The sequence below is a fragment of the Streptomyces sp. NPDC050743 genome, assembly GCF_044456925.1.
Taxonomy (GTDB): domain Bacteria; phylum Actinomycetota; class Actinomycetes; order Streptomycetales; family Streptomycetaceae; genus Streptomyces.
This window is the reverse complement of record NZ_JBITGJ010000002.1, coordinates 213,090-237,568: the sequence shown is the minus strand read 5'-3', so window position 1 is coordinate 237,568 and position 24,479 is coordinate 213,090. Positions and strand designations below refer to the sequence as shown.

The 24,479-nt window shown below is 71.4% G+C and carries 23 protein-coding genes; 13 read left to right on the top strand and 10 right to left on the bottom strand.

What is annotated here, in order from left to right:
* Positions 1–78 precede the first annotated feature (78 nt).
* Positions 79–861 carry an ATP-binding protein gene (locus ACIBJF_RS03540; protein WP_399171996.1) on the bottom strand — a complete coding sequence of 261 codons (783 nt, stop codon included), beginning with the start codon at positions 859–861 and terminating at the stop codon, positions 79–81.
* Positions 862–1,090: 229 nt separating this feature from the next.
* Between ACIBJF_RS03540 and ACIBJF_RS03535 the strand changes: the two genes are divergently transcribed.
* The 3 genes from ACIBJF_RS03535 (at position 1,091) to ACIBJF_RS03525 (ending at position 2,745) form a co-directional block, all read left to right on the top strand.
* Positions 1,091–1,951, top strand: a complete 861-nt coding sequence (locus ACIBJF_RS03535; protein ID WP_399171994.1) for a helix-turn-helix domain-containing protein — start codon at positions 1,091–1,093, stop codon at positions 1,949–1,951.
* Complete coding sequence (locus ACIBJF_RS03530) at positions 1,952–2,206, top strand: DUF397 domain-containing protein (protein WP_399171992.1); 255 nt, start codon at positions 1,952–1,954, stop codon at positions 2,204–2,206. It abuts the gene before it with no gap.
* A gap of 188 nt (positions 2,207–2,394) precedes the next feature.
* Positions 2,395–2,745: a hypothetical protein gene (locus ACIBJF_RS03525; protein WP_399171991.1), complete on the top strand. Its 351-nt coding sequence runs from the start codon at positions 2,395–2,397 to the stop codon at positions 2,743–2,745.
* A 103-nt stretch (positions 2,746–2,848) separates the two neighbouring features.
* Here the strand turns inward: ACIBJF_RS03525 and ACIBJF_RS03520 are convergent, their stop codons facing one another.
* Positions 2,849–4,270, bottom strand: coding sequence for a PLP-dependent aminotransferase family protein (locus ACIBJF_RS03520; RefSeq protein WP_399171990.1), 1,422 nt, complete (start codon positions 4,268–4,270; stop codon positions 2,849–2,851).
* A 46-nt stretch (positions 4,271–4,316) separates the two neighbouring features.
* On the opposite strand from ACIBJF_RS03520, the gene ACIBJF_RS03515 reads away from it, so the two are divergent.
* Positions 4,317–4,835, top strand: coding sequence for a carboxymuconolactone decarboxylase family protein (locus tag ACIBJF_RS03515; protein ID WP_399171989.1), 519 nt, complete (start codon positions 4,317–4,319; stop codon positions 4,833–4,835).
* A 189-nt stretch (positions 4,836–5,024) separates the two neighbouring features.
* Here the strand turns inward: ACIBJF_RS03515 and ACIBJF_RS03510 are convergent, their stop codons facing one another.
* The 3 genes from ACIBJF_RS03510 to ACIBJF_RS03500 all read right to left on the bottom strand — a co-directional run bounded on the left by ACIBJF_RS03510 (position 5,025) and on the right by ACIBJF_RS03500 (position 8,436).
* Positions 5,025–6,512, bottom strand: a complete 1,488-nt coding sequence (locus tag ACIBJF_RS03510; protein WP_399171987.1) for a glutamate synthase subunit beta — start codon at positions 6,510–6,512, stop codon at positions 5,025–5,027.
* Positions 6,513–7,064: 552 nt separating this feature from the next.
* Positions 7,065–7,544, bottom strand: a complete 480-nt coding sequence (locus ACIBJF_RS03505; RefSeq protein ID WP_399172130.1) for a DUF1772 domain-containing protein — start codon at positions 7,542–7,544, stop codon at positions 7,065–7,067.
* A 196-nt stretch (positions 7,545–7,740) separates the two neighbouring features.
* A complete protein-coding gene (locus tag ACIBJF_RS03500; protein ID WP_399171986.1) occupies positions 7,741–8,436 on the bottom strand; it encodes a DUF2293 domain-containing protein in 696 nt (231 codons plus the stop codon).
* Between the two features lie 537 nt (positions 8,437–8,973).
* Here ACIBJF_RS03500 and ACIBJF_RS03495 point away from each other — a divergent pair.
* Entirely contained in the window at positions 8,974–9,606 is a 633-nt protein-coding gene (locus tag ACIBJF_RS03495) for a uridine kinase (RefSeq protein ID WP_399171985.1), read from the top strand.
* 31 nt (positions 9,607–9,637) lie between these two features.
* Here ACIBJF_RS03495 and corA read toward each other — a convergent pair whose 3' ends face one another.
* Positions 9,638–10,765, bottom strand: coding sequence for a magnesium/cobalt transporter CorA (gene corA / locus ACIBJF_RS03490; RefSeq protein WP_399171984.1), 1,128 nt, complete (start codon positions 10,763–10,765; stop codon positions 9,638–9,640).
* 222 nt (positions 10,766–10,987) lie between these two features.
* Here corA and ACIBJF_RS03485 point away from each other — a divergent pair, with 222 nt between their 5' ends.
* Positions 10,988–11,782 carry a class I SAM-dependent methyltransferase gene (locus ACIBJF_RS03485; protein WP_399171983.1) on the top strand — a complete coding sequence of 265 codons (795 nt, stop codon included), beginning with the start codon at positions 10,988–10,990 and terminating at the stop codon, positions 11,780–11,782.
* A gap of 150 nt (positions 11,783–11,932) precedes the next feature.
* Here ACIBJF_RS03485 and ACIBJF_RS03480 read toward each other — a convergent pair whose 3' ends face one another.
* On the bottom strand, positions 11,933–12,856 hold the full coding sequence (locus ACIBJF_RS03480) for a carbohydrate kinase family protein (protein WP_399172128.1): 924 nt from the start codon (positions 12,854–12,856) through the stop codon (positions 11,933–11,935).
* A complete protein-coding gene (locus ACIBJF_RS03475; protein ID WP_399171982.1) occupies positions 12,853–13,761 on the bottom strand; it encodes a pseudouridine-5'-phosphate glycosidase in 909 nt (302 codons plus the stop codon). The genes ACIBJF_RS03480 and ACIBJF_RS03475 overlap by 4 nt, the downstream gene beginning before the upstream one ends.
* Positions 13,762–13,874: 113 nt before the next feature.
* Between ACIBJF_RS03475 and ACIBJF_RS03470 the strand changes: the two genes are divergently transcribed.
* Positions 13,875–14,306, top strand: a complete 432-nt coding sequence (locus ACIBJF_RS03470; protein ID WP_399171981.1) for a VOC family protein — start codon at positions 13,875–13,877, stop codon at positions 14,304–14,306.
* 57 nt (positions 14,307–14,363) lie between these two features.
* Here ACIBJF_RS03470 and ACIBJF_RS03465 read toward each other — a convergent pair whose 3' ends face one another.
* Together ACIBJF_RS03465 and ACIBJF_RS03460 are read right to left on the bottom strand one after the other, a co-directional pair.
* A complete protein-coding gene (locus ACIBJF_RS03465; protein ID WP_399171980.1) occupies positions 14,364–14,918 on the bottom strand; it encodes a methylated-DNA--[protein]-cysteine S-methyltransferase in 555 nt (184 codons plus the stop codon).
* Positions 14,919–14,959: 41 nt separating this feature from the next.
* Entirely contained in the window at positions 14,960–15,829 is an 870-nt protein-coding gene (locus ACIBJF_RS03460; protein WP_399171979.1) for a glycerophosphodiester phosphodiesterase, read from the bottom strand.
* Positions 15,830–16,110: 281 nt separating this feature from the next.
* Here ACIBJF_RS03460 and ACIBJF_RS03455 point away from each other — a divergent pair, with 281 nt between their 5' ends.
* The 6 genes from ACIBJF_RS03455 (at position 16,111) to ACIBJF_RS03430 (ending at position 24,431) form a co-directional block, all read left to right on the top strand.
* Positions 16,111–16,977: an MHYT domain-containing protein gene (locus ACIBJF_RS03455; protein ID WP_399171978.1), complete on the top strand. Its 867-nt coding sequence runs from the start codon at positions 16,111–16,113 to the stop codon at positions 16,975–16,977.
* A 40-nt stretch (positions 16,978–17,017) separates the two neighbouring features.
* Positions 17,018–19,165, top strand: coding sequence for an excinuclease ABC subunit UvrB (gene uvrB / locus ACIBJF_RS03450; protein WP_399171977.1), 2,148 nt, complete (start codon positions 17,018–17,020; stop codon positions 19,163–19,165).
* A gap of 156 nt (positions 19,166–19,321) precedes the next feature.
* The gene (locus ACIBJF_RS03445) at positions 19,322–19,900 is read left to right on the top strand and encodes a TerD family protein (protein WP_399171976.1); all 579 of its coding nucleotides are present in this window, start codon (positions 19,322–19,324) and stop codon (positions 19,898–19,900) included.
* A 61-nt stretch (positions 19,901–19,961) separates the two neighbouring features.
* A complete protein-coding gene (locus ACIBJF_RS03440; protein ID WP_399171975.1) occupies positions 19,962–21,917 on the top strand; it encodes a TerD family protein in 1,956 nt (651 codons plus the stop codon).
* Between the two features lie 220 nt (positions 21,918–22,137).
* Positions 22,138–23,139, top strand: coding sequence for a TerC family protein (locus ACIBJF_RS03435; protein WP_399171974.1), 1,002 nt, complete (start codon positions 22,138–22,140; stop codon positions 23,137–23,139).
* 191 nt (positions 23,140–23,330) lie between these two features.
* Complete coding sequence (locus ACIBJF_RS03430) at positions 23,331–24,431, top strand: calcium:proton antiporter (protein ID WP_399171973.1); 1,101 nt, start codon at positions 23,331–23,333, stop codon at positions 24,429–24,431.
* Positions 24,432–24,479: the final 48 nt, after the last annotated feature.

Here is a 24,479-nt window from a genome sequence, read left to right as displayed (position 1 = left end):
CCGGGAAGGGACTCGGGGCGTGGTGCCCGTCGGAGTCGTAGTCGCCGGAGGCGTACCCGCCGGAGCCGTACCGTGCGGTCACGGCCGGTCCCCGGAACGGTGCTGCTCGGGGGCCCGGTACGACGACTGGTGCGGCGGCCGGTCCAGGATGCGGTGCCGGTGGGGGTCCGGCACCCCGTGGCGGTGCTGGTGCTCAGAGGCGAGCGGGGCCAGACGGTGGGGGTACCCGGCAGCCCCTTGCCGGCCCTCCGGCGCCTCGTCCTCGCCGGAGTCGTCCGGGCGGCCCGGCTTGGGGCGGGCGCCCCAGCCCAGGTCGCCGCGCGGAGCCGCGGTGTCGTCGGCCGCGTCGGACCGGCGGGCCAGCTCGGCCCAGACCAGCAGGCCGGGCCCGTGTTCCTGGGCGCCCCAGGCCCGGCACAGCGCGTCGACCAGGAGCAATCCCCTCCCGTGCTCCTCATCGGGCCGCTGCGCGGAGGGATGGGGATCGCCGGGGGCACAGCCCTCGTCCCGTACGGCTATCCGCAGGGTGTCGTCGTGGTCGTGCAGCTCGCACACCACACGGCTGCTCGCGGTGTGCACGATCGCGTTGGTGACCAGCTCGGATATGACCAGGGCCGCGCTGTCGCAGGTGTCCGCGCACACCGACCAGCCGGCCAGCCGGGCATGCGTGAGGCGTCTCGCCTGGGCGACGGAACCCGGATGTGCGGCCAGCTCGAAGCGGAACCGGCGCCCGGCAGCGCCCCCGTCAGGGGCTGCTCCCGCGGCTGCGCCGAGACCGGGAGGGTCTGCGGCGGCGTCTCTTCCTAAGGGCGCGGACGGAATCACGCTTGCCACTATCTCCCCGCCGTGAACACTTGGCAAGTGTCACTCTGAAAAATGCAGAGTGCTGTGTGACTCGGTCAGGCGCCGTGGCACACTGCTCACAACAGCACGTCGAGCGGCGCCAATTGGGGTCATCGGAGATCGCCCCGGTCTTCGAATGCACCTTCGAATGGCGCCGCAGGGCTGTCGGGAAACATCCGTCGGGAGACATCCCTCGGGAAACGTTCGGTGCAAACGTTCAGTGGAGGCGTTCGGTGGAGGTGAGAGCGTGAGCGAACCGCGGTCCGCGCCGACGGTGGGCCAGGTGGTCCTCGGACGGCGCCTGTTGGACCTGCGGGAACGCGCCGGACTGAAGCGTGAGGAGGCCGCCCGCGTCCTGCGCGTCGCGCCCGCCACCGTCCGCCGCATGGAGATGGCCGAGGTCGCCCTCAAGATCCCGTACCTGCAACTGCTGCTGAAGGCCTACGGCGTGGCCGACGACGAGGCCGAACTCTTCGTCCAGCTGGCCGAGGAGGCCAACAAGCCCGGCTGGTGGCAGCGCTTCCACGACATCCTGCCCGGCTGGTTCTCGATGTACGTCAGCCTGGAGGGTGCGGCCGCCCTCATCCGCTCCTACGAGCCGCACTTCGTCCCCGGGCTGCTCCAGACCGAGGACTACGCGCGCGGTGTGCTCAAGTCCGGAGCCATCGGCCAGACCAGCCCGGACGACATCGAGCGGCACGTCGCCCTGCGGATGCAACGCCAGCACCTGCTCACCCGTCCCGACGCCCCCCACTTCTGGGCGGTGATGGACGAGACCGCCCTGCGTCGCCCGGTCGGCGGCCCGGAGGTGATGCGCGCGCAGATCGACAAGTTGCTCGAGGCCACGAAGCTGCCCCATGTGACGCTCCAGGTCGCCCCGTTCGCCGGCGGGCCGCACCCGGGGACGTACGGGCCCTTCGTGCTGTTCCGATTCGCCATGCCGGAGCTGCCGGACATGGTCTACAGCGAGTACCTGACCGGCGCGGTCTATCTGGACGCGCGCACGGAGGTGGCCACCCACCTCGAGGTCATGGACCGCATGGCGGCGCAGGCCGCTACGGCACAACGCACGAAGGAGATCCTCCGGGATCTCCGCAAGGAGCTGTGAATGGATCGCATCACGCCGCGCGGACGCGTCTACAACGGCATGCCCGCGCGGGAGTTGGGCAGCGAGGGCTGGCACAAGCCTTGGAGCGGCGGCAACGGCGGGAACTGCCTGGAGGCGATGAAGCTGGCCGACGGCCGGATCGCCCTGCGCCAGTCCACCGACCCGGACGGGCCGGCGCTGATCTACACCACGGCCGAGATGACCGCGTTCATAGAGGGCGCCAAGGCGGGGGAGGCCGACTTCCTGCTGTCCTGACCCCGACCGTGTGTTGTTTTTTCCTCAACTTCCTCATGGTGACGCCCACTTGATCACTCATCGCGCCGGACGCTCATGACGTTCATGGAGTGCCGCATGACAGGGCAGGACCCGAAGCAAGGACCACTACCCCGTCGACGAATGGGGGCACCGCCCACGCCCTTGAGGCATTGGGGGAGGGCTGGCAGATGCCGGCCCTCGACCCCCGGGTGCCGGTGACGGCCCGGGTCGTCTGCTGCGACAACGACCCGATCGTGCCGGCCCACGCCGCGGCCCAGCCGCACAGCACACCCGACGGCGCGATGGAGCATCCGCAGGCCGACGGGTGGGGCGCCCGGCGTTTATTCGGCTGCGCGGCCGCGCCCACCGCGCCTACGCTGCTCAGGGTTCAGGTGCGCAGGCAGTGGATCCTTCCGTCGCAAGTCATCGCTACCCCCCGATCCGCCGGACCCGCTCCGGCCGACCGGTCCCGGCCGCCGGCCCACAGCCGACCGCCGGGCGCGAAGGTTTACGTCACCGCCGCCGACCCCGATCTCTGAACCACCGCTCCGACCGCCGGAGGCACCCCGCTACGACCGCCGGAGGCAACCCGTTACGACCGCCGCAGGCACCCCGCTCCGCCCGCCGGAGGCATCCCGGTGCTCACCCCGGGGGCAGCACCCCGCACAGCGCCTCCAACGCCGCGCCGTAGGCGTGTTCCGCGGCCGCCGCGTACCCCACCACCAGTCCGTCACCCACCGTCGCCTCGGCTTCCGGATGCCGGAACGCGGCGAGTCCGTCCAGGGCGATCCCCTGCCACGCGGCGGCCTTCACCGCGGACCGCTCGGTGCCGGGCGGCAGCCGCAGCACCGCGTGCAGCCCGGCCGCGATGCCCGTCACCTCCACCTGCGGCGCGTGTTCGGCCAGCGCGGCGACGAGCCGGTCACGCCGGTGCCGGTAGCGCTGCCGCATGCGCCGCACATGACGGTCGTAGGCCCCGGAGACGATGAACTCCGCCAAGGCCAGCTGGTCCAGGACGCTCGCCCACCCCTCCCGCTCGCCCTTGGCCGCGAGCACCGGCCCCACATACCGCTCCGGCAGCACCATCCAGCCCAGCCGCAGCGCCGGTGACAGGCTTTTGCTGACCGACCCGAGGTGGATCACCCGCTCCGGATCGAGGCCCTGCAGCGCGCCGACCGGCTTGCGGTCGTACCGGAACTCGCCGTCGTAGTCGTCCTCCAGGACGACCGTCCCACGCGCGCGTGCCCAGTCGATCACGGCCGCCCGGCGCTCCGGGTGCAGCGGCCCGCCCGTCGGGAACTGGTGCGCTGGCGTGAGCAGCACGGCCCGCTCCCGCCCGAGCACGTCCACCCGCGCGCCGTGCTCGTCCAGCGGCAGCGGCACCGTCCGCACCCCGGCCGTGGTGAGCAGCCCCCGGTGGAAGTCCAGCCCGTACGCCTCCACGCCCAGCGGACCGCGCAGCACCCCGGCCGCGCCCTGGCCGAACAGCAGCCGTAGCGCGTGCGCGAAGCCCGAGCAGATCACGATCCGGTCCGGCTCGGTCCGCACACTACGCGCGCGTGCCAGATATTCGGTCAGCGCCTCCCGCAGCTCCCGGCGCCCGGCCGGATCCCCCGGCCCGAACGCCTCGTTCGGCGCCGCCTGGAGCGCCCGCCGATAACAGGCCGACCAGGCCGCGCGCGGGAATGCCGACGCGTCCGGCGCGCCCTGCCGCAGATCGTGTCGTGGGCCACGCGCGCGTGGAGGTGTCCTCACCGGCGTCCGTACGGCGTGCCGCAGCGGCTCCGCCCGGTCTGCGACCCGGGTGCCCGAGCCCTGGCGGGCGGTCAGCCAGCCCTCCGCGACCAGTTCCGCATAGGCGTCGGCCACCGTGTTGCGGGCCACGCCCAGATCGGCGGCGAGCGACCGGTACGGCGGCAACCGGGTGCCCGGCGCCAGCCGCCCGCTGCGCACGGCCTCCCGCAGCGCCCGGGTCAGCGCCGCCCGCCGCCCGCCCGGACCCGACAGCTCCAGATGCAGATCGGCGCCGATCCGCTCCGCGGAATTGACCCACGATTCCGTCATGGAAATGCACCCTATAGCCGGTCTATCCGGCCCGTAGGTTGAAGCCATGACGACCGACACGAACACCGCCGCAGCCGACATCACCAGCGCGATCGCCGAGGTCGAGGCCGCCCGTACCCGGCTGGACCTCGCGAGGTCCGCCCCGAAGGTCTTCCGCGCCGTCGTTGGCTTCGACGCCGCCGCCCGCGCCGGCCTCGATCCGGCGCTGGTGGAGCTGATCCAGATCCGCTCCTCCCTCCTCAACCACTGCGCCTACTGCCTGCATATGCACACCAACGACGCACGCAAGGCCGGCGAGAGCGAGGACCGGTTGCACATGGTGGCCGTCTGGCGCGAGGCCCGGCACTTCTTCACCCCCAGGGAACAGGCCGCCCTCGCGCTCACGGAGGCCCTCACCCTCGTCACCGACGCGGGCGTCCCCGACACCGTCTACGCCGAGGCCGCGGCCCACTTCGACGAGGAGGAACTGGCCCACGTCATCGCCGTGATCTGCACGATCAACACGTGGAACCGGGTGGCCCTGGCGACGGGGAAGGTGGCGGGGACGGACGAGCGGAAGGGATGATCGGCAGACGGCAGACGGCAGACGGCAGACGGCAGACGGCAGACGGCAGACGGCAGACGGCAGACGGCAGACGGCAGACGGCAGACGGCAGACGGCAGACGCCGGCGCCGATCGCCGAGTCTCGCCGGTCACTCGACCCACGTCACCAGCCGAGCACAGCCGATGGCGAGAAGAAACCGGCGGCCACACCTACACCCTCATCGGCCGATCCCGCGGAGAGACCGGTGCCGGCAGCCGTGAACTCCCGGTCAGATAGCGGTCGACGGCCGACGCCACCGCCCGCCCCTCCGCGATAGCCCAGACGATGAGCGACTGCCCGCGCGCCGCGTCCCCGGCGGCGAACACCCCGGGGACGTTGGTCGCGAAGCCGTCGTCGCGGGCGATCGTGCCACGCGGATCGAGCGTCAGCCCCAACTGCCCGATCAGCCCGTCCTCCTGGTCCGGCCCGGTGAACCCGAGGGCGAGCAGCACGAGATCGGCGGGAAGCGTCCGCCCGGTGCCCGACACCGGCCGGCGCCGCTCGTCGACCTCCACCAGATGCAGAGAGCGCACATGCCCGCTGTCGTCGCCGGTGAAGCGGAGCGTGGACGCCGCGAACAGCCGCGCGTCCGCGTCCGCCACCGGTGCCGTACGAAGATCCCGGGCCTCCTCGTGCGCGGCCGACAGCCGGTAGATCTTCGGGTAGGTCGGCCATGGCTCGGTGTCCTCGTCGCGCTCGGCGCCCGGCTGCGCGTAGATGTCCAGCTGGGTCACGGACGCGGCCCTGTCGCGCACCGCGGTCCCCAGACAGTCCGCCCCGGTGTCCCCGCCGCCGACGATCACCACATGCTTGCCGGCCGCGGACAGCGGTGAGACCTCCAGATCCCCCTCGCACACCCGGTTCGCCAGCGGCAGATACTCCATCGCCTGGTGTATCCCGTCGAACTCCCGGCCCGGGACCGGAAGTTCCCGCCACTCCGTGGCCCCCGTCGCGATGACGACGGCGTCGTACCGCCCCCGCAGCTCGGCCGCCCCGACGTCCCGCCCGACGGCCGTCGAGGCACGGAACTTCGTCCCCTCGGCCCGCATCTGCTCGATCCGCCGCTCCAGATGCCGCTTCTCCATCTTGAACTCGGGGATCCCGTACCGCATCAGCCCGCCGATCCGGTCGTCCTTCTCGTACACGGCGACCGTGTGCCCGGCCCGGGTCAGCTGCTGTGCCGCGGCGAGTCCGGTGGGCCCGGAGCCGATGACGGCGACCGTCTTCCCGGACAGCCGCTCGGGCGGCCGGGGCTGGGTGAAACCTTCCTCCCAGGCCCGGTCGGCGATCGCGCACTCGACGTTCTTGATGGTGACGGCCGGCTGGTTGATCGCGAGCACACATCCCGCCTCACAGGGCGCCGGACACAACCGGCCCGTGAATTCGGGAAAGTTGTTCGTCGCGTGCAGCCGGTCGCTCGCCGCCCGCCAGTCCTCCCGCGAGACCAGGTCGTTCCACTCCGGGATGAGATTGCCCAGCGGGCAGGCCTCGTGGCAGAACGGGATGCCGCAGTCCATGCACCGGTCGGCCTGCTTGCTGATGATGGGCAGCAGCGCTCCCGGGACGTACACCTCGTCCCAGTCCCGCACCCGCTCCTCGACGGGCCGCCGCGGCCACTCCTGGCGCGGCGTGGTCATGAACCCCTTGGGATCGGCCATGGTCGTCTTCCTCGCGTACGGATACCGCGCGGGCATCGCGTGTACGACGGGCCGTACGCCATCGGGCGGCGTCCTTCGGCTCTCTCGGCCACGATACGTCCGCCCCGACCACAGCGCAGAGTGGTGGACAGCGCTTTCTCGCGAGGCTCCCCTGAGCCGGGCACCAGACGCGCGGGGACTTCCTGCCCAGGGCCCTCAGGTGTTGATCAGCGGCTGGTCGTGGCTGGTCAGCGGCTGGTCAGTGGATGATCAGGAGCGGAGTCGTCAGGGAGTCGTCAGGGAGTCGTCAGGGAGTGTTCGGGGACGGGTCGGGGGGCGGTCAGGGACTGATCACGGCGTGGCCAGGGAGGGATCATGGCACAGTCGGGGAGCGGTCGCGGAGTGGTCAGGGAAGGGGCCATGGTGCAGCCAGGGAGCGGTCAGGGAGGGGGAGGGTGCGATCGGGGAGCGGTCAGGGGCCTGCCGCAGGTGGGTCGGGGGGCGGCCGGGCATGACCAGGCCAGGGGCACCGTGGCTTGTCAGGAGCGGGTCAGGCCAGCGGCCGTACCGGGATCAGGTGAGGGCCAGTACGTAGACCAGGGCGGCCGCTGCCGAGGCGACGGTGCGGACGTGGTTCCAGAACGTCCACTCGCGCACATACGCCGGCCAGTACACGGAGGCCTCCGGCGCGCCCGGGGGCAGCTGGGCCAGCCTTTCGTTGCGCGGGACGTTGGCGACGATCGTCAGCCCGAACGATCCGCAGAGGTACAGCGCGCTGCCCAGTAGCAGTTCGAGCCTCCCCTCGTCCGGCCACACCACGAACGTCACCACCGCGATCACCGCGCTCAGCACCGCCGAACCGGTGAACACCGTCATGAAGGCGGGACGGACCGCGGCGACATTGATCGCGTTCATCGCCGCGACGCCCTGCGCCGGCGGCAGCGCCGCGAGCCCCCGCATCACAAAGGTCGAGAACGCGCAGAAGGCCCCGGCCATCAGCCCGGTGCCGAGAATCCCCGCCACGACCAGCACGAAGAACGGCCCGTCGATCATCTCCACGCCCCCATCCCGTCTCGTTCCGCCCGGTACCTGCCCGGCACCACCATCATCCCCAGTGAATGCCCAGGAACGGGCGCCGACCATGGCCGAGAAACGCGACGAGATGCGCGAGCGTCTCCGTCCCCCCTCCCTCTCCCCCCTCCCCCTCCCCCTCCCCACCCCACCCCCTCCCCACCCCTCCCCATCCCTCTCAGCCAACCTCCGCCCCCGCGCCCTGCCAGGCCCGCAGCACGCTCTCCACGGCCGGGGCGATCCGGCGTCGTGCCTCGTACCGGGACACCCCGCTCATCAGCAGCTGGTCGTACGGCGTGTCCACATGCCGTACGGCCGCCACGACCGCCGAGACAACCGCTCCCTCCGACAGCGCGCGCCCGGCCGCGCTGCGCCCGACCCGCCCACTGCCGCGCACGGACGCGTGCGCCGCGATGGCCCGCGCTCGGTCGGCAGGGCAGCCGGGAAAGAGCCGCAGGATCTCGGCCGCGAAAGCCGCCGTGAACTGTGCGTCCTCCGCCGCCCGGCGCCGTGCGTCCCGCGCCCGCCGCCTGCGCCGCGCCTCCGCGTCCGCCAGGCAGCGGGCCTCGGCCCGGGCCAGCGCCGCCTCCTCCACGAGCACGCCCTGCCGCTCGTAACGGCTCTTGCGCCGGTTGAACCGCACCACGACGACCGACAGCCCGCTCTCCCCCCTCGACCTGCGGGTCAGCGCGGTGTCCCCGCGCGGCAGGAACACCAGGTGTCCGAGGTCCGCGCAGTGCAGGCAGCGCGGTGCCCCGTCCTCCAGCACGAGCAGCGACAGCGGTCCGCGCCGGCACGTGGCGCACCGCTTGGGCTTCTGCGCCTGGACGACGACAAGCCGACCGGGGGAGCGGGGAGTTGAGGGAAGCGCCATACGCGGTACTTTCCCCGCCGCCGCCCGCGCCTCTCACGCCTTGTCTACTCTGCCTTCTCCTTCTTCACCTTTGCCGCCTCTGCCTCTTTGCCGCCTCTGCCTCCTTCCGGATGTCCTCCTCCTTCCCGCTCCGGGAGTCGAACGCCGACACCCGGACAAGTTGCCGCGCCAGGGCCTGGATTTCGGCCGCCCTCGCCACCGCGAGGGCGTACGACAGCCACGGCTCAGCCCCGCCGTCACCCTCTCGACACCGGGCAGTCCCTGCCCGCCGACGCGGTACCGCCCCATCCGCGTCCGCTGCGCCCGAGGTGCCCGGCGGGCGTGAGCATCACGCCCTCGCCCGGCTCGGCCGCACACTGATCCCCCTTCCTCGACGCGGCGCGCACCTGGAGCGAGATCCATCTCCCGAACCTGCTGGCGGCCCGTCGAGCGTCCGAACACCGCAACCGACCCGGCGCCCCCGACGCCGGTCAGCGTCGGGCCCGTGACCGGCAGGCACTGTCACCTCACCTTCCGGCACCCGGCATCATGGGCCGTGTGCGACTCGAAGCGATCACCTGGGAGCGGCTCGCGGAGCGGCTCGCCGATCGGCTGGCCGGGCTGGAGCCGGCCGACGGGAGCGCCTGGCCGCGTGTCGGCTTCGACGGGGCCCCGGCCGCCCGGCCCGGCGACCTCGCCGAACGGGTCGGGGAGGCGCTGCGGGTGCGCGGCCGGCCCTCACTGGTGGTCGGCGCCGAGGGGTTCCTGCGCCCGGCCTCGCTGCGCCTGGAACACGGGCGGCGCGACGCGGAGTCGTACTACGGTGGCTGGTTCGACACCGGCGCCCTGTGGCGCGAGGTCTTCGGCCCCCTCGACCCCGGCGGCAGCGGGCGCGTCCTGCCCGACCTGTGGGATCCGGCCACCGACCGGGCCACCCGCAGCCCGTATGTCCAGCTCCCGCCAGGAGGGGTCCTGTTGCTGCACGGCCCCCTTCTGCTGCGGCACTGGTTCCCCTTCGACCTGACCGTGCACCTCCTCCTCTCCCCGGGTGCCCTGCGCCGTCGCACCCCCGAGACCGAGCACTGGACGCTCCCCGCCTTCGAGCGCTACGAGTCCGAGACCGACCCCGCGGGCACGGCGGACGTCCTCGTACGCGCCGACGACCCGCGCCGTCCCGCCTGGAGCGGCTGATCCGGGCGGCCCGGCAGCGCGGCCCCGCGGCTCAGAGCCAGCCGTTGCGCCTGAAGCCCCGGTACAGCACCAGACACGCCGTCGCCATGACGGCCATGACCAGCGGATAGCCGAACCGCCAGTGCAGCTCCGGCATGTGGTCGAAGTTCATGCCGTACACCCCGCACACCATCGTCGGCACAGCGATCACCGCGGCCCAGGCCGTGATCTTCCGCATGTCCTCGTTCTGTGCGACGGTCACCTGCGCGAGGTGGGCCTGCAGAATCGAGTTGAGCAGTTCGTCGAAGGCGGCGATCTGTTCCTTGGCCCGTATCAGGTGGTCGAGCACGTCCCGGAAGTACGCCTGTATCTCCGGGGCGACGACCCGTATGGGCCGGGTGGCAAGGTCCTCCACCGGGCGGCCGAGCGGCACCACCGCCCGCTTCAGCTCCAGCAGTTCGCGCTTCATCTGGTAGATGCGGCCGGGGTCGAGCCGTGCGCCGTTCTCCGAGAACACCTCGGTCTCGACCTGGTCGATGTCGGCCTGCACCGCGTCCGTGACGTTCAGATAGTCGTCGACGACATGGTCGGCGATCGCATGCAGCACCGCCGCCGGCCCCTTGGCGAGCTGATAGGGATGCGCTTCCAGCTCCTCGCGCAGCGGGCCCAGTGAGCCGTGCCGGCCGTGCCGCACCGTGATGACGAAGTCCTCACCGACGAACACCATGATCTCGCCGGTGTTGACCACCTCGCTGGTCGCCGTCAGTTGTTCGTGCTCCACGTAGCAGACCGTCTTGAACACCGCGAAGAGCGTGTCGCCGTAGTGCTCCAGCTTCGGACGCTGATGAGCCTCGACCGCGTCCTCCACCGCCAGGGGGTGCAGGTCGAACAGCTCGGCGATGCCCGCGAACTCACGGTCCGTCGGCTCGTGCAGTCCGAGCCAGACGAACCCCTCGCCCGTCTTGCGCACCATCCGCACGGCCTCCACCAGGTCCGTGCACTGCGGCACTCGCACGCCGTCCTGGTACGTCACACAGTTGACCACCGAGGAGCCCAGCGGTGACCGGGCGGGATGGCTCAGGTCCACGCGCGGCCGTCGCCGGGTCAGCCGCGCCACCTTGCGCAGGCCGCCGACCCTGCCCAGCCCCGTGACCTTCCGCAGATTCCCCGCCATGGACATCTGGATCTCCTTGCCTGGATCTCCTCACGCAACGCTTTTCGCGCCTTGCCCGGCAAGTCTGCCAGCCAAGCGCAAAGCGTGGGTAAGCCTGTGGGAACGTGATGTTCCGCTTGGTTCCCGGCTGTGGACGGAGTATCGATGCCGCGGCCACCTCGGCCCGGTCCGTCCCCGGTCGGGGCGTCGGCCGACCGGTCAAAGCCGGGTGACTGGGAGGATCGTGGCATGACCTCATCCGACGGGTACCTCCTCGACAACCGGCAGAACGAGGCCGCGGAGCGCTTCGACGCCTTCGCCGCCCTCTTCGACCCGACGACCTTCCGGCACATCGAGGCGTTCGGCATCGGGCTCGGCTGGCGCTGCTGGGAAGTCGGCGCCGGCGGCACCTCCGTGGTGTCCTGGCTGGCCGGGAAGGTGGGCCCCTCCGGGCAGGTCGTCGCCACCGACATCGACACCTCGCGGCTCGCCGCCGCGGCCCGCCCGCCGGTGGTGGTCCGCGTCCACGACGTGGGTGCCGAGGAACCGCCGGGTGAGGGCTTCGACCTGGTCCACGCCCGGCTCGTCCTCGTCCATGTGCCGGACCGGGAAAGGGCCTTGCGGTCCATGATTCAGGCCTTGCGGCCCGGCGGGATGCTGCTGATCGAGGATGCCGATCCCGCTCTCCAGCCACTGATCTGTCCCGACGAGTACGGCCCCGAGCAGCGGCTCGCCAACCGCCTGCGGCACGGCTTCCGCAAGCTGCTCGCCGAACGTGGCGCGGATCTGTCGTACGGCCGCAAACTCCCGCGTCTGCTCCGCGAAGCCGGATTGAACGGGGTGGAGGCCGATGCGTTCTTCCCGGTGACGTCACCTGCCTGCACCGCCCTTGAGGCCGCGACGGTCCGTCAGATCCGGGACCGGCTGGTCACCGCGGGGCTCGCCACCGACGAGGACGTCGACCAGCACCTGGCCAACGTCGAGTCCGGCGGCATGGACCTGGCCACCGCGCCGATGATCTCGGCGTGGGGGAGGAAGGACTAGAGGGAAGAAGGCCTGGGGGCGCGCGCCTCGGTACGCGCGGATCCCAGCCGCCCCGGCCGGGTTCGGCGCGGATCCCGGCCGCCCCGGCCGCGGCGTACACGGCGCGGGCCGGGCCCGCGCCGCCGGTGTCCACATAACGCCGGGGGGCGGCTAGCCGTCGCGGCCGGGACACCGCGGTCGGGCACCCACCCGTTCGACCGCCTCCGCACCCGCCCGGCAGCCGCGTGCCGCCGCCTCCTCCGGGTCCGCGCCCGCCAGCAGGGCGGCGAGGAACGCACCGGTGAAGGCGTCGCCGGCGCCCGTGGTGTCCCGGGCGACCGCCTGCACGGCCGGGACCTTGGTCGGTGCGCTGCCGGAGCGGGCCACCAGCGCACCGTCCGCACCCGCCTTGGCGACCACCAGCGGAACGAGACGGCTCAACTTGGCTGCCGCGTCCGCCGGATCCGGCAGCCCCGTCAGCAGGCATGCCTCGTCCCGGCTGGGCAGCAACACGTCCAGCTCCTCCGCGAAGGCCAGGAAGCGGTCCACCCCGAGCCGCATCAGGAAGCCGGCCGACGCCGGATCCAGGCTGACCGGCACGCCACGCGCGCGTGCCGCCGCGAGCGCCGTCCGCGCGAGCTCCCGGCTCGGCTCCGTGAACAGCAGATAGCCCGACAGGTGCAGCCGGCCGACGCCGTCGAGCAGCGCGTCCGACCAGTCGGCGGGTTCGAGCCGCAAGGACGCTCCGCTGTCCGTGAGGAACGTACGCTCGGCCGCCGCACCCGCATCGACGAGGCAGATCACCGTCCCGGTCGCCGCTGTCGGATCGACCACCAGCCGGGGCCGCACTCCGGCGGCGACCAGCTCACGCTCGTGCCAGGCGGCCGCGTCCGCGCCCACCCGCCCGAGCAGCCGTACGTCCGCACAGCCCGAGTGCGCGGCCCAGCAGGCCACGTTCGCGCCCGCGCCGCCCGGCAGCGTGCGGATCGCCGCGGCGGTGTCGGTGCCGGCCGCGAGCGGCCCCTGGTGCCGGGCGACCACATCGGTGACCACGTCCCCGACGACCAGCAGTGCCCCGTCCCGGCCCGGGGTCATCCCCTGGTCCACGCCGTGGCGATCCGCGCCGCCAGTCGTACGTTGCCGCGGACGGCCGCCAGGTTGGCGCTCAGGGAGGCCCCGTCGGTGTGCCGGACCAGGTAGTCCAGCAGGAACGGGGTCACCGCCGGACCGGAGATGCCCTGGTCCGCGCAGGCGCGCAGGCCGTCGGCGAGTACGCGCGCGTGCAGCTCGGGATCGAGCTGCTCCGCCTCGGGCACGGGCTGGGCGACGATCAGCGCCGACGGCGGCGCGTCGAGCGCGTCCTGGGCCCGCATGACGTCCGCGACCTGCGCCGGGGTCTCCAGCGTCCAGTCGACCGGATGCCCCGAGTCGGACAGGTAGAAGCCGGGGAACCGGTCCGTGCCGTACCCGGCGACGGCCACGCCCAGCGTCTCCAGCCGCTGCAGGGTCGCCGGCACGTCCAGGATCGACTTCACGCCCGCGCAGACCACCGTGATCCGGGTGCGGGCCAGCAGGCCCAGGTCGGCCGACTCGTCCTGGGTCACCGTCCATTCCCGGTGCACACCGCCCAGCCCGCCGGTGGCGAACACCCGAAGGCCCGCGAGCGCGGCCAGCTGTGCCGTCGCCGACACCGTGGTCGCCCCACTCGCACCGCTCGCCACGGCGAGCGGCAGATCGCGGTGGCCGAGCTTGCGGATGCCGTCCTCGTTCGCGACCCGCTCCAGCTGCTCCTTGTCCAGGCCGACATGGGCACGACCGTGGAGCACGGCGATGGTCGCCGGTACGGCGCCCTCCCGGCGCACCGTGTCCTCCAGTTCCAGCGCCACCTGCAGGTTGCGCGGGCGGGGCAGACCGTGCGCGATGATCGTGGACTCCAGGGCCACCACCGGCCGCCGTGCGTCGATCGCTTCCCGGACTTCTTCCGACACCACCAGCACCACGTACCGCCTCCTGTCCGCCGGCCTTTCCTCATCTCTGGCGGGCTCCGGCCGCCGTTAAACGCTCACGGCCTGTCGCCCTTGCGGACCGCGCGGGAGGCCACCAGCCTGGGCGCATGACCAGGAACAGCACGCGTCTCGACCACGCCGTCCTGTGGGTGGCCGATCCCGTGGCCGCGGCCGGCTTCTACCAGGACGCCGTCGGTCTCGAACCGATCAGGGTCGCCGAGTTCGCCGAGGGCGAGGTGGCCTTCCCCTCCGTACGCGTCAACGAGGAGACCATCCTCGACCTCGCCCCGCTCACCATGGCCGCCCGCATGAACATGCTGCCCGGTGCGGCCGAGAGCGCCGGCCACCCCGTCAACCACATCTGCCTCTCCCTGCCGGGCGACGCCTTCGACGCCCTCCGCGCCCGCCTGCAGGAACACGGCGTCGCCCTGTCGGGCATCGACCACGACCTCTCCGGCGCCCGCGGCAACGCCACGCGCAGTTTCTACTTCCGCGATCCCGACGGCAACGTCTTCGAGGCCCGTCACTACGACGAGTAGCCGAGACCGGTCGGACACCGATGGCCGGGGCCGATCGGGGACGAAGGCCGGGGCCGGTCAGAACAGCGGCTCGGGCAGCACTCCCTCCAAGGCGAGCAGCTGCCGCTTGGTCTCCAGGCCGCCCCCGAAGCCGCCGATCCCTCCGTCGCTCTCCACCACCCGGTGACAGGGCACGACAACCGGCAGTGGATTGGCACCCATGGCCGCGCCGACCGCCTGCGCCCCGCCCGGCTGCCCGACCCGCCCGGCGAGATCGCCGTACCCCACCACCGTGCCGTACGGCACACCGGAGGCCAGCTCGCGCAGCACCTGCCGGTTGAAGCCCGAGATCAGCGACCAGTCCAACGGCAGGTCGAAGTCGTGCCGCTCGCCCTCGAAGTAGGCACGCAGTTGGCGTATCGCCTCCGCCAGCAGCGGCGAGTCGGGATCCTCCACGGGAGCCGCGCCCAGCCGGGCCGCCAGCCGCTCCAGGGCGCGGTCGCGCACCGCGTCCGTGGCGTGGAAGACGACGTTGACCAGGCCGTCACGCGTGGCCGCCAGCATCAGCGGCCCGATGTCCGTGCCCACCACGGCCCACACGACCTGCTGCTCATCCTGCCCATGGGTGTCCATGCGCTCACGGTACGGCCCGCCACTGACAATGCCCGCCGCACTCAGTCCGAGCCGAGCGCCGCCCGCACCACGTCGGGCTTGTTGGTGATGATCCCGTCCACGTCGTAGCCCGCGACCTTGCGCGCCGTCGCCGCGTCGTTCACCGTCCAGGCGAACACCTCGAGCGGCCTGCCGTGCGGCCCGTCGAAGGCGTGCACGGCCGCGACATACCCCTTGGAGAGCGAGCCGTACGACGGGTTGACGAGATCGGTGAAGCCCGCGTACTGGTGCAGCCGCGCCACGGTGGGCGAGCCGAGATAGCCGGTGGTGACCGCGGGCTTCAGCTCGTGCACGGTCCGGATGCTGTCGGCACTGAAACTCTGCACGATCAGCCGGTCCAGGTGCTTGTGGTCCAGCCAGCCCTCGTTGCCGAGCAGCTTCAGGGTCTGCTGCTCGATGCCCGGATACAGCCCCGGGTTCTTGATCTCCAGGAGAAGCTTCTCGTGGTTGCGCTCGACCCGGCGCATGTACTGATCCAGCGTCGGCACGCGCGTGCCCGCGTAGGCGGGGGAGTACCAGCTGCCCGCGTCCAGCCGGGCGATCTCGGCCGCGGTGAAGTCCTTCACCTTCCACGGCGCCCGGCCCGGGAACACCTGCTCGACGTTCGTGGTGCGCTGCAGGCTGTCGTCGTGGATGACGACCAGTTCGCCGTCCTTGGTGCGCTGGACGTCGTTCTCGACCCAGGAGAAGCCCAGCTGCGCGGCCTTGTCGATCGAGGCCAGCGTGTTCTCGGGAGCGTAGCCGGAGGCACCCCGGTGGGCGATCACCGTGGGCTCGCCGACGCCGCCGGCCCGGGCGTTGGAGCCGGGGTTCAGCGGGGCCGCCGTCCCCAGGATCGCGGCGACCGTGGCGGCAACTACGCGCGCGTGCATGCAGACTCCTCGCTTCGAGCGAACACGGACAGCTACCAGACTGACAGCAGACGGTCACCAGCACCCGAGCGCACGATGCCCACAGACGGAACGGGTATGTCCCAAGTCCGCACACCGGTGCCGCACAACTGCGGCAAGGCCGTGTTTCTTTGCCGGAACATCGTTCGACCATTCCGGTGGGGGTCATACTCTCTGCGACAACCCTGACCGCCCCGGCGGTCCTGGGCCGGGGGAACATTTCAACGATTCCGGGACGCAACAGGGCGGAAGGGCAGCCGCGGATGCAAGGCACGGTCGACGGATTCAGCTACGGGGCCGTCACTCCATTGGTGGCCTACCTGATGGCCTGCCTCGGCGGCGCCCTCGGCCTGCGCTGCACCACCCGGTCCCTGCTGGTCACGCACTCGCGGCGGCCCGCCTGGCTGGCCCTCGGCTCGGCCGCGATCGGCTCCGGCATCTGGACCATGCACTTCGTCGCCATGATGGGCTTCGCCATCAAGGAGACGTCGATCCACTACGACAAGCCGATCACCTACGCGAGCCTCGGTCTCGCCATCGTGATGGTCGGTGTCGGGATCTTCATCGTCGGCTACCGGGGCGCCACCGGCACCGCGCTGTTCACCGGTGGCACGATCACCGGTCTGGGCGTCGCCTCGATGCACTACCTCGGCATGGCCGGCGTGCACTTCCACGGGCGGTTCACCTACAACACGTTCACCGTCGCCGCCTCCGTCGTCATAGCGGTCGTGGCGGCCACCGCCGCGCTGTGGGCAGCCGGACGTGTCCGGGGCTTCATGTGGAGCGTGGGGGCGAGCCTCGTGATGGGGCTCGCGGTCAGCGGCATGCACTACACGGGCATGGCCGCCCTCGGCGTCCACCTCGACGGCATCTCCCGCACCGGCGGAGGCGCCCCGGAGCCGTCCGTGCTCGCGCCCATGCTGATCGGCCCGCTCGCCTTCCTGCTCCTCGCTGGCATCCTGGTGGTCTTCGACCCTCTGATGATCACGGGCCGACCCGTCCCCAGGCCCGTCGAGCACAAACCGGGCGTCCCCGCCTCCGCCGTCGCCTCCCACCCGCACCGCGGTCCCGCCCTCCACGAGGAGTACCGGCCCGAGCACCACGTGTCCCGGACCCCGCAGAACCGCTGATCCGGACCCGTTGTCAGTGCGGGGTCGTACGGTGGATGGCATGCGGCCCGTTTCCCAGATCGAACGCACGGTGGCGCCCTTCGAGGTCGTCAGCCCCTACCAGCCCAGCGGCGACCAGCCGACGGCCATCGCCGACCTCGCCAAGCGCATCCAGGCCGGTGAGAAGGACGTCGTCCTGCTGGGCGCGACCGGCACCGGCAAGTCCGCCACCACGGCGTGGATGATCGAGAAGCTCCAGCGCCCCACGCTCGTGATGGCGCCGAACAAGACGCTGGCCGCCCAGCTGGCCAACGAGTTCCGCGAGCTCCTGCCCAACAACGCGGTCGAGTACTTCGTCTCGTACTACGACTACTACCAGCCCGAGGCCTACGTCCCGCAGTCCGACACGTACATCGAGAAGGACTCCTCGATCAACGAGGAGGTCGAGCGGCTGCGCCACTCGGCGACGAACTCGCTGCTCACCCGCCGCGACGTCATCGTGGTCGCCTCGGTGTCCTGCATCTACGGTCTCGGTACTCCGCAGGAGTACGTGGACCGGATGGTCCCCCTCAGGGTCGGCGACGAGATCGACCGGGACGAGCTGCTGCGCCGCTTCGTCGACATTCAGTACACGCGCAACGACATGGCCTTCACCCGCGGCACCTTCCGGGTCCGCGGCGACACCATCGAGATCTTCCCGGTCTACGAGGAGCTGGCCGTCCGCATCGAGATGTTCGGCGACGAGATCGAGGCACTCTCCACGCTCCACCCCCTCACGGGCGAGATCATCAGCGACGACCAGCAGCTGTACGTCTTCCCCGCCTCTCACTACGTCGCCGGCCCCGAGCGCATGGAGCGAGCCGTCAACGACATCGAGAAGGAGCTGGGGGAGCGCCTGGCCGAGCTGGAGAAGCAGGGCAAGCTCCTGGAGGCCCAGCGCCTGCGGATGCGCACCACGTACGACATCGAGATGCTCCGCCAGATCGGCACCTGCTCCGGCGTGGAGAACTACTCGATGCACTTCGACGGCCGCTCGCCAGGCTCCCCGCCCAACACCCTGCTGGACTACTTCCCGGACGACTTCCTGCTCGTCATCGACGAGTCGCACGTCACCGTCCCGCAGATCGGCGCCATGTACGAGGGCGACGCCTCCCGCAAGCGGACCTTGGTCGAGCACGGCTTCCGCCTGCCCTCCGCGCTGGACAACCGCCCCCTGAAGTGGGAGGAGTTCCAGGAGCGCATCGGGCAGACCGTCTATCTGTCCGCGACCCCGGGCACCTACGAGCTGTCCCGCGGGGACGGCGTCGTGGAGCAGATCATCCGCCCCACCGGTCTGGTGGACCCGGAGGTCGTGGTCAAGCCCACCGAGGGCCAGATCGACGACCTGGTGCACGAGATCCGCAAGCGCACAGAGAAAAACGAGCGTGTCCTCGTCACCACGCTCACCAAGAAGATGGCCGAGGACCTCACCGACTACTTCCTGGAGCTCGGCATCCAGGTGCGCTATCTGCACAGCGACGTCGACACCCTGCGCCGCGTCGAGCTGCTGCGCGAACTGCGCTCCGGTGAGTACGACGTCCTGGTCGGCATCAACCTCCTGCGGGAGGGCCTCGACCTGCCCGAGGTGTCCCTCGTGGCGATCCTGGACGCCGACAAGGAGGGCTTCCTGCGCTCGGGCACCTCGCTGATCCAGACCATCGGCCGCGCGGCGCGCAACGTCTCCGGCCAGGTCCACATGTACGCCGACAAGATCACCCCGGCGATGGAGAAGGCCATCGAGGAGACCAACCGCCGCCGGGAGAAGCAGATCGCCTACAACAAGGCCAACGGCATCGACCCGCAGCCGCTGCGCAAGAAGATCAACGACATCGTCGCGCAGATCGCCCGCGAGGAGGTCGACACCGAGCAGCTGCTCGGCACCGGCTACCGCAAGTCCAAGGACGGCAAGGGCGCCAAGGCACCCGTCCCGGCGCTCGGCGACAAGGCGACCAAGACCGCGAAGGCTGGCAAGGCCGCCAAGGGCAAGGCGGCGGCCACGGTTCCCACCGACCGCCCGGCGGCCGAACTCGCCGAGCAGATCGAGGAGATGACCGAGCGGATGCGCGCCGCTGCCGCGGAGCTGCAGTTCGAGATCGCGGCCCGGCTGCGTGACGAGGTCTCGGAGATGAAGAAGGAACTGCGCCAGATGCGGGAGGCCGGTCTCGCCTGAGCCCCGCGACCCTGCCGGACCTCGGTATATGCGCGAAGTGTTGCAACACCGACACAAAGCGCGGGCCGGGGTTCGGCACTGTCGGTGCCCCTGCGTAGGGTTCTGGACAACCGCGCACTGCGCGGCAACAGGGGACCTTCGAGAGGGGATTCAGCGGTGTCCGTCAACTTGAGCAAGGGTCAGGCCATCAGCCTGGAGAAGAAGGACGGGGGCACCCTCACCGCGGTCCGTATGGGGCTCGGCTGGCAGGCGGCGAAGCGGCGCGGTCTGTTCGGGTCCCGCACGCGCGAGATCGACCTGGACGCGTCGGCCGTCCTCTTCGCCGAGGGCCAGCCGGTCGATGTCGTCTTCTTCCGCCACCTGGTGAGCGACGACGGTTCCGTCCGCCACACCGGCGACAACCTCGTCGGCGGCGCCGGACAGGGCGGTGACGACGAGGCGATCCTCGTGGACCTGCAGCGCGTTCCGGTCCACATCGACCAGATCGTCTTCACCGTGAACTCCTTCACGGGCCAGACCTTCCAGGAGGTGCAGAACGCGTTCTGCCGTCTCGTGGACGAGACCAACGGCCAGGAACTGGCCCGCTACACGCTGGACGGCGGCGGCGACTACACCGCCCAGATCATGGCGAAGGTGCACCGCGCGGGCGCCAGCTGGACGATGACCGCCCTGGGCGCCGCGGCCTACGGCCGTACGTTCCAGGACCTGATGCCGGAGATCCAGAAGCACCTTTAGGCCCGCCCGCTCGACCGGCGGAGCGCAGGACAGGACGACAACGACACAGGGGGCGACGGCGATGACGGCCGAGCTGGTGCGGGGGCAGAACCACCCGCTGTCCCAGGGCCGGCTGGCGATCCGGATCTCGGCCGGGGCGCCGGTCCTGGCCGGCGCCACACTCGGCGACGAGAACGGCACGGTCCACGGCGCCCAGTGGGTGGCCCACCCCGGCGGCCCCGCCCTGCCCGGCGTCGAGGTGCCCCGGCACGCCGCCACCAGGCACCGGCTCGCCGTCGATCTGGGCGCCCTCCCCGAAGCCGTCCACCGCGTCAGCGTCTTCCTCGCTCTGCCCACCGAGGCCGGAAGACCGCTCCGGTTCGGTGCCGTCGCCGCCCCGCACACGACGGTCGAGGGCCCCGACGGCACCGAACTCGTCTGCTACACCCTCACCGGGCTGGACAGCGAGACGGCCGTGCTCGCTCTGGAGCTGTACCGCAGACAGGGCGCCTGGAAGGTACGTGCGGTGGGCCAGGGTTACGCGGCCGGGCTCACCGCGCTCCTCGCCGACCAGGGCCTGCGCGAGGCCGCCGACGTCGCGGCCGCCGCCCATGCCGCGACAGCCCCTGGCGACGCGGCCGCCCACGGCCCGTCCCGCGCGCTGTCGACTCCGGCCTCCGCACCATCAGCGCACGGGACTTCGGCTCGCGCGCCGCAGGACACCTCTGCCCTGCCACACGACGCGTCCGCCTCCGCCGCGCGCGTCACGCCGACTGCCGGGCCGTACGACACGCAGGCATCCGGCGGCACAGCCCCCCGAGGCCCCGGCACCCCTGTCGACTACACGCACCCGGGCCGTCGCCCGCACGACACACCGCCTCCGGTGGCTCCGGCCGCCGACGGCCGGCCCGCGCAGCCCGTTGCGGGCGACGCCGTGGGCTGGTCGATGGAGGAGCGGCTGTACAACCAGGTCTGGGGCATGTTCGAGGACCTGGCCCGCACGACCGCCGCGTACCGCAGCGCCGTCGACTTCGCCGACTCCCGCCTGGAGAAGGAACTCGACCAGGCCCTCACCGACCCCCGCGGCCGTCTCGGCACCGCGGGCGACGCCGCGCGCGAGGCGGCCCACACCCGCCGGATTCAGCTGGTGGACCAGGCGCGTGCGGTCCTCGACCGTGACCTCGGCCAGCTCACGGCCGAGTCCGAGGTGGTCGAACCCGCGCTTCCGCCCGCCTACGCCTGCTGGGACAACCCCGTCTGGCACGGCTACCGCGTGCCCGCCGAGCCGCCGATGGCCCTGCGCCTCGGCGACCTCCATCTCCCCGAGAGCGTGCCGCTGCGCATCCCTCTGCTCGTCAGGCTCCCGCTGGAGCGCGGCCTGTGGCTCGACAGCGGCCCGGCGGCGGCACCCGGCGGTTTCCCGGACTCCACCGAGCTGCGGCACCTGGCCATGGAAGCGGCGGTGGCGCTCGTGGCGCGGCTGCTCGCCGTGCATCCGCCGGGGGACTTCGCCGTACGGATCATCGACCCGGCCGGCACCGGGGCCGCGGCGTTCGCCCCGCTCACGCGGACCGGCGTGCTGGTCTCGCCTCCCGCGACCGGCGCGGCAGGGGTGACGGAGATGCTGGAGCGGCTCACCCGGCGAGTCGACCTGGTGCAGATGGCGGTGCGTGGCGGCGCGCCCGAATCGCTGCCGGCCGATGTCGACACCGCGCGTCAGCTGCTGATCGTCAACGACTTCCCGCACGGTTTCGACGAGCGGGCGGTGACCCGGCTGCGCTATCTGGCCGACGAGGGGCCCGACGTCGGGGTCCACCTCCTGCTGGTGGCGGATCGCGAGGACGCCGCCGCCTACGGCCCCCTGCTCGATCCGCTGTGGCGTTCGCTGATGCGACTCACTCCGGTGCCCGACGACCACTTCGCCGACCCCTGGGTGGGGCACGCCTGGACGTACGAGCCGTCGCTGGTGCCGGCCGGGAGCCAGGTCGTGCATCAGGTGCTCACCGAGGTGGCCAGGGCCATGACCAAGCGCAGTTAAAGGCCTTCGACCAGGGATTTTGGTCTTTCTTTTACTTTTTCCTTTACCTTTCCTTGGTGATTGGGTACCGTCTTCCGTACGGAGGGGAGTACTCCCTGACTGCGGCGCACCCGTCAGTACGGACCGGTTCCGGTCCCGGGGCGCCGGCCCGACGCGGGTGGAAGAGACCTCCGGCAGCGACGACGCTGACGTGCTTGCCGTTACTAATGCCGGAGGTGCAGTGGAAGTCTCCATGACCCTGTGGGTCCTGACCATCGCGGGCCTTGCCGCCCTGATCGCGGTCGACTTCTTCATCGGGCGCAAGCCCCATGAGGTGTCGATCAAGGAAGCCGGAATCTGGACCGGCGTCTGGATCGCCCTGGCCGGGCTGTTCGGCCTCGGCCTTCTCGTCTTCGGCGGCGGACAGCCGGCCGGCGAGTTCTTCGCGGGATTCATCACCGAGAAGTCACTGAGTGTCGACAACCTCTTCGTCTTCGTCCTGATCATGGCGAAGTTCGCGGTGCCCGCGCAGTACCAGCAGCGTGTTCTGCTCGTCGGCGTGCTCATAGCGCTGGTCCTGCGGGCCGTCTTCATCGCCGCGGGAGCCGCGATCATCGGTAGCTTCTCCTGGGTCTTCTTCCTCTTCGGTGCCTTCCTGATCTGGACCGCCTGGAAGCTCGTCCAGGAGGCCCGCGTGGACGAGGAGGATGAGGAGTATGAGGAGAACAAGCTGCTGAAGGCCGCGGAGCGCAAGTTCGGTGTGGCCGACCGATATCACGGCACCAAGCTGTGGATACGGCAGAACGGCAAGCGGGTCATGACCCCGATGCTGGTCGTGATGCTCGCCATCGGCACCACGGACGTCCTGTTCGCCCTGGACTCCATCCCCGCGATCTTCGGTCTGACCCAGGACCCGTACATCGTCTTCACCGCCAACGCCTTCGCCCTCATGGGCCTGCGACAGCTGTACTTCCTCATCGGCGGCCTGCTGAAGAAGCTGGTCCACCTCTCGTACGGCCTGTCGGTCATCCTCGGCTTCATCGGCGTCAAGCTGGTGCTGCACGCCCTGCACGAGTCCGGCGTCCACGTCCCCGAGATCAGCATCCCGGTCTCGCTCGGCGTGATCTGCGCGGTCCTGGTCGTCACGACCATCACCAGCCTGATGGCCACCAGGAAGCAGGCCTCCGTCGAGGCCGCGCACGCAGCCGGCGAAGCCGCTGCCAAGGACAGCGTCGACGCCTGACCGAGCCTGCGGCAGGTACGGCCAGGGCGGGAGCGGGCGCGCGAAGCAGACACCCGCTCCCGCCGGGGCCGGGCCCCGCCGGGGGAGGGGCGAGCCCCGCGGGGGAAGGGACGAGAGGTATTGGAAAGGAGAGGAGAAACATCGGAAAAGAGCGGAATGCGAACCATGTACGTCTCTGCGACCATCGCCACATGATCACTCGGCTCCAGGCGCTCACCCGGCAATGGACGACCCTCGTGCCCGTCTTCGCCGTCGTCCTCCTGGTCTTCACCTGGGGCCGCAACCTGCCGGGCGCGGTCGTCGCCCTGGTGACCCTGGTCCTCGCCGGCTCCGTCCTGGCGGCCGTCCACCACGCCGAGGTCATCGCCCACCGCGTCGGCGAGCCCTTCGGCTCCCTGGTGCTCGCCGTCGCCGTCACGATCATCGAGGTGGCCCTGATCGTCACCCTCATGGCGGACGGGGGCGCCAAGAGTTCCACCCTGGCCAGGGACACCGTCTTCGCCGCCGTGATGATCACCTGCAACGGCGTCGTCGGGCTCTGTCTGCTCGTCGCCTCCCTGCGGCACGGCACCGCGGTCTTCAACCCCGAGGGCACCGGCGCCGCCCTGGCGACCGTGGCGACGCTCGCCACGCTCAGCCTGGTGCTGCCGACCTTCACCACCAGCAAGCCCGGACCCGAGTTCTCCTCGGTGCAGCTGACCTTCGCCGCGCTGTCCTCGCTGATCCTGTACGGACTGTTCGTGGCCACCCAGACCGTGCGCCACCGCGACTACTTCCTGCCGATCACCCGGCAGGGCGAGGTCATCACCGCCGACGACCACGCCCGGCCCCCGTCCGCGCGGACCGCCCGGAACAGCCTCGGCCTGCTCGCCCTCGCCTTGATCGGCGTGGTCGGCCTGGCCAAGGGTGTGTCGCCCACCATCGAGTCGGGCGTGGCGGCGGCCGGACTGCACCAGGCCGTCGTCGGTGTGATCATCGCCCTGCTCGTGCTGTTGCCGGAGACGATCGCCGGGCTGCGCGCCGCACGCCGCGACCGGGTGCAGACCAGCCTCAACCTCGCACTCGGCTCGGCCATGGCCAGCATCGGCCTGACCATCCCGGCCGTCGCCCTCGCCTCGATCTGGCTGTCCGGACCGCTCGTCCTCGGCCTCGGTTCGACACACATGGTGCTGCTCGCACTGACCATCGTGGTGAGTTCCCTGACCGTGGTGCCGGGACGGGCCACGCCCCTGCAGGGCGGTGTCCACCTGGTGCTCTTCGCGGCCTACCTGGAGCTGGCCATCAGCCCGTAGCGCGCCCGCGCGCCCACCCGCCCGGTCCCTCCACGGGAGGCCCGTGGC